Origin of the sequence: Candidatus Protofrankia californiensis, assembly GCF_900634765.1 — a bacterium.
GTDB lineage: Bacteria > Actinomycetota > Actinomycetes > Frankiales > Frankiaceae > Protofrankia > Protofrankia californiensis.
Genome location: NZ_CAAAFT010000417.1, coordinates 1 through 1,527, shown reverse-complemented (window position 1 = coordinate 1,527; position 1,527 = coordinate 1). Strand labels below are relative to the sequence as shown.

At 69.7% G+C, this 1,527-nt stretch carries 1 protein-coding gene; it reads left to right on the top strand.

The window, feature by feature from the left end:
* The coding region (locus DD1DGNOD_RS21625) for a sensor histidine kinase (RefSeq protein ID WP_131770931.1) at positions 1-1,490 on the top strand (1,490 nt) is incomplete at its 5' end.
* Positions 1,491-1,527 lie beyond the last annotated feature (37 nt).

The following is a 1,527-nucleotide window of genomic DNA, read 5'->3' as shown; positions in this document are numbered from 1 at the left end:
TGGCCGTCCACCTGCCCGTGATCGTTGTCTACGCCTCGTACCAGGATTTCGAGATATGGAGGGGACTGGCCTCGACCGGCCCGTCCGCGGTGCTGCTGGGCGCGGCCGTCATGCCGGGTGTGCGCCGCCTGCGCGCGCTGGCCACCAGCCTCGGCCTGCTGTGCAGCTCGGTGGTGTTCGTCCACCTCTCGCACGGGCAGACCGAGGTGTACTTCCACTTCTTCGTGGTCGTGGCCCTCATAGCCCTCTACGAGGACTGGACCGTCTACCTGTTGGCAATCGCGTTCGTGTTCGTGGCGAACGGAGCGGTCGGCGATCAGATCATCATGCCTGACTCCGTCGGGTCGTCCTGGGTGTTCGCCGCGGTCAGCGCGGCGTTCATCTGTGCGCTGGCAGCGGCGCAGGTGATCTTCTGGCATTTCAACGAGCAGGCGCGGCGGCGGGCCGAGCACTACCGGGCGCAGCTCTACGAGGGCCAGCAGAGCCTGATGGCCCGTCTTGAGGAGACCGACCGGATCCGTAGCGACCTCGTCGCCACCGTCTCCCACGAGTTCCGGACGCCGCTGACCGGCATCCGCGGGACCCTGCTCACCATCAAGCGCCGGCGGGACAGGATGTCCCCGGCGCAGCTCGACGACATGCTCGATTCGGCGGTCAACTACTCCGACCGGCTGTCCCGGCTGTTGGAGAACATGCTCACCGCGGCGACGGCCACCGGCACCGAGGAGAACACCGTCGCGGACCTCCCCGAGGTCGTCAACGACGTGCTCGCGACCCTGGCCTACGCGCCGACGACAGCAGCCAACGTCAGTGTCGACGTACCGCCTCACCTGCCCGTGCGGATGGCCCGGCAGGCGCTGCACCAGGTTGTCGCGAATCTCGTCGACAACGCGCTGGTGCACTCCTGGCCGGGAGCGCCGGTACGGTTGATCGCTGGACGGGTGGGTGACGAGGTGATCCTGCGGGTGCGCAATCCCGGCCCCGATCTCGACCCGGCCACGATCCGCCAGCTTTTCGAGCCGTTCACCCAACGGGATGGAACAGCCACTCGGGAGACCGACGGCGCGGGCATGGGCCTGTACGTCGTCCGACGCCTGGTCGAGGTCCACGGCGGGAGGCTGCGGATGGCCTCCGAGGGCGGAGAGATCATCGTCGAGGTCGACATGTGGGCGGCTCTGCCTCATCCGGCCACGGCCGGTCCGCGGCCCCCGGCAGCCGTCCACACGGCTTTCGATCGACCGGCGCTGGGTGGTCGTGCCCCACAACGGCCGACGCTGCCCCTTGCACGCGAGTTCGGCCACCACGCCCGGCCGGGCCTTCGGCCGGGGGAGGACCTCCGGCCGGGTCTTCGCTCCGGTGAGGACACCCAGGCGGGCCTTCGGCCGGGTGAGGACGCCCGGCCCCGGTCCGGCGAGGACTCACGGTCGGGCCTGCGGTCCGCTCCTCCGCTGTGGTCGAACCGGCCGCGCCCGATCGACCGTTCCGGCTGACCGACCGTTCCGACTGGTCGGCGTTCCGACTGATTGG